This is a genomic window from Psychrobacter sp. (assembly GCF_036731945.1).
In the GTDB taxonomy this organism is placed as follows: Bacteria; Pseudomonadota; Gammaproteobacteria; order Pseudomonadales; family Moraxellaceae; genus Psychrobacter.
On sequence record NZ_DAINDI010000013.1, the window covers coordinates 50,995 to 54,617 of the forward strand.

The 3,623-nt window shown below is 42.8% G+C and carries 4 protein-coding genes; 2 read left to right on the top strand and 2 right to left on the bottom strand.

Annotated elements, in window-relative coordinates:
• Both V7D75_RS04335 and msrB read right to left on the bottom strand, forming a co-directional pair.
• Window positions 1-369: glutathione peroxidase (locus V7D75_RS04335; protein ID WP_333613553.1), on the bottom strand; the 369-nt coding region annotated here is incomplete at its 3' end.
• 131 nt (window positions 370-500) lie between these two features.
• On the bottom strand, window positions 501-923 hold the full coding sequence (gene msrB / locus V7D75_RS04340) for a peptide-methionine (R)-S-oxide reductase MsrB (protein ID WP_068404968.1): 423 nt from the start codon (window positions 921-923) through the stop codon (window positions 501-503).
• Between the two features lie 420 nt (window positions 924-1,343).
• Between msrB and V7D75_RS04345 the strand changes: the two genes are divergently transcribed.
• Both V7D75_RS04345 and V7D75_RS04350 read left to right on the top strand, forming a co-directional pair.
• Complete coding sequence (locus tag V7D75_RS04345) at window positions 1,344-2,975, top strand: aminotransferase class I/II-fold pyridoxal phosphate-dependent enzyme (protein WP_333613554.1); 1,632 nt, start codon at window positions 1,344-1,346, stop codon at window positions 2,973-2,975.
• Between the two features lie 88 nt (window positions 2,976-3,063).
• Window positions 3,064-3,585, top strand: a complete 522-nt coding sequence (locus V7D75_RS04350) for a helix-turn-helix domain-containing protein (protein WP_333613555.1) — start codon at window positions 3,064-3,066, stop codon at window positions 3,583-3,585.
• Window positions 3,586-3,623 lie beyond the last annotated feature (38 nt).

A 3,623-nucleotide genomic window follows, 5' to 3' on the forward strand; every position in this document is an offset into this window, starting at 1 on the left:
TTTGATACCATCTGTCAGCAGCCCGCCTTTTTGGTCTTTAAGCCAATCAAAAATCGGATGGGCGTCCTTACCGTTGACATCAATTTTTGCCATCATTGGAAAGCTGACGCCGTAATTTTTTTGGCAAAACGCGCCAATCTCCTCGTTAGTACCGGGGTCTTGCGCGCCAAACTGATTACAAGGGAAGCCAATCACCACCAATCCTTGCTCTTTATATTGTTGATACAGCGCCTCTAGGCCTTCAAACTGCGGTGTAAAGCCGCATTTGCTGGCGGTATTGACGATTAATAATACTTTGCCCTTATAATCGCCGAAGGCTTGCGAGGTGCCGTCCATACGCTCAGCGGTAAAATCGTAAATAGTGCTCATGATTCATCCTTAAATTGACTGTTTTATTATTTTTACTATTAACATGCGTACTGATAAGAAAAAAGGAAGCACCGCGTACTTCCCTTTTATCATGCTAACTTTGGCTAAAACATTGATTATATTAATACTTATTATTCAGCTTTATCCAAATCGATAGACACTGAGTTGATACAGTAGCGCATACCAGTGGTCTCACGTGGACCATCAGGGAATACGTGTCCCAAATGCGCGCCGCAATTGCTACACGTCACTTCAGTACGGCGCATGCCAAGAGAATTGTCTTCGTGCTCATCGATAGCGCTATTATCGATACTCTGATCGAAGCTTGGCCAGCCACAACCGGCGTCAAACTTATTGTCCGACTCAAACAAGCTAGCACCGCAGCCTTTACAGCGGTAGATACCTTTATCATTAACATCGTTATAAACGCCAGTAAATGGACGCTCTGTGCCCTTCTCGCGCATGACGTGGTATTCGTCGGCACTTAAGCGCGCTTTCCAATCTGCGTCGGTCAATTGGCTGATCTCTTCTTTGCTTAATTGATTGTCTTGCATCTTTTATCCTTATTAAATGATTGGTTATCTCATTTGCGATGTGTCAGTTAGTGACCAATTTATCGTACGTTTTTATAAAAACGCTAGGCTTTATCTGCTGCTTATTGGCTGACTATTCAAGGTATTGCTTATAAAAATCCTCAATCTAGCAGTTCAAAATTTCAGGTTTTAAGAAAAAAATTAGAGATAGAGAAGTAAAATATAGCAAATTACGCAGTCGCCTAAATCAGTAAAGTTGTAATTTTATTAAACGAGCTTTTGCTCACTTTCTTACCACTTATAAACTAGAATAGATTGCAAGTTATTCTTGCATTAAATATTAACTTTATAAAAATTATATCTTTAGGCTTGCATTAATAAAGTGTATGCAATAATATCTTGCATTAGGTTTGATTATTTTAATAAAAGGGTTACACGACGATGGCTGATAGCGAATTTTCCCAAGCTCCTCAAAATACGCAAGCCGAACGGCTGGTACAGCTACGCCGCGATAAAGGCATGACCGCAGAGCAATTGGCGCAGGCAATGACCGCAGCAGGTGCAAAGGTTAGTCGCGGTGCTATCTCTAACTGGGAGCGCGGTACTAATGGCATCGTATCATCGAAACTACCGACCCTAGCCCGTATATTAGGCTGTAGCGAAGGCTATTTATTACGTGGTGATTTGCAAAACGACATGGATAGCGTTGCTAATTCAAATCAACCTATCCATCCTTATAATAAAACCAATAATCATAATAAAAACGAAACGCCTAGGCAGCAAAGCGTATCCCCTACTTCTACCGCAAATTTACAACCCAACCCGATAAGTGGTCACTCTATGAATCCAATTAAAAAATCCGATAAATTACAAAACGTTTGCTACGATATTCGTGGTCCGCTTTTGCAAACAGCCAATAAAATGGAAGCTGAAGGTAAGCGTATTTTAAAGCTGAATATTGGCAACCCTGCGCCGTTTGGCCTTGAAGCACCGCATGAGATTTTGCGCGATGTAGCGATGAATTTGCCAGAAGCGACGGGATACTCGGACTCGCAAGGGATTTTTGCGGCACGTAAAGCGGTCTTGCAATATTATCAATCAAAAGGTCTGCTATCGGCTGTCGATGTGCGCGATGTATATTTGGGTAATGGCGTCTCTGAGCTGATTGTGATGACCATGCAAGCACTCATGAACGATGGCGATGAGGTGCTTGTGCCAATGCCCGACTATCCGCTTTGGACAGCAGCGGCCAATTTAGCAGGCGGTACAGCGGTACATTATCGCTGTAATGAAGACGACAATTGGCATCCTGATATTGAAGACATCAAAGCTAAGATTACACCCAAAACCAAAGGTATTGTGGTGATTAACCCCAATAATCCAACGGGCGCGCTGTATAGTGATGAGGTATTATTACAAATTATCGACGTTGCCAAAGAGCACGATTTAATCATCATGGCCGATGAGATTTATGACCGTATTCTTTATGATGATATGGCGCATACGCCGATGAGTACCTTGACCGATGATGTGCTGGTATTGTCTTATAACGGCTTATCAAAATCGCACCGTATCGCCGGTTTCCGCGCGGGCTGGATGATGGTGTCGGGTAAAAAAGACCATGCTGCCGACTTTATCGAAGGCTTGGATATGTTGGCGTCTATGCGCTTATGCTCAAACGTTCAAGGGCAATATGCCATCCAAACCGCAATGGGCGGCTACCAAAGTATGAAAGATTTGACCTCTAAAAAGGGGCGTCTGTATAAGCAGCGCGAAATGGCAGTCACACGCTTAAATGCCATTAAAGGTATTTCTTGCACCATGCCGCAAGGGGCATTTTATTGCTTTCCAAAGATGGACCCTGAGGTTTATCCTATCAAAGATGATATGCAATTTATGATGGATTTATTGATAGAAGAAAACGTCTTAATGGTACAAGGCACTGGCTTTAACTGGGATGCACCCGATCATTTCCGTTTGGTGTTTTTGCCCAATCTGCATGATTTAGAAGATGCGATGGACAGATTGGACCGCTTCTTTGCCAAAAAACGTAAGCAGTTTGGTACTGAATAGAGATTCAAATCCTCGTAAAAAAACGCTTATCGGCATAAGGCTGATGAACTGAACCCCATAAGTTGGACACAACTTATGGGGTATTTTTATGCGTTACGATCTAGACTTTAAGATGCAAGTCATCGCATACTACGGAGAAGGACATAGTAGTCACGCCACAGCTGCAATATTTAATGTAGATAGAAACTTTATAATTAAATGGGTCAAACAGTATCAAAGCGGTGGCATCGATGCAATCAAGCCAAAGACCAGCAAAGCCAAATACAGTAGTGAGTTTAAACTTAACGTACTAACCACCATGCTTAAAGAAGATTTGAGTCAATCTGAGGTGGCACTGACGTTTAACATCAGCTCACCGGCGCTCATTAGTCATTGGCACAAAGCATATCGCCTAGAAGGTATGTCTGGACTAACACCCAAACCCAAAGGTAGCACCGCCATGAGTAAACCCTTTATCACAGACAAGCCAGATGATGAAAAGAGCTTAGCAGAGCTTAAGCGTGAGAATGAGTACCTACGTGCAGAGGTTGCCTACCTAAAAAAGCTCGATGCCTTGCTCAAACAGAAGAAGAAACAAGCTTTGAAAAAGCAAGGCTCATCGAAGGACTAAGAGAGCGCTGTTGTTTATCTGACTTACTCAAAGCCGCT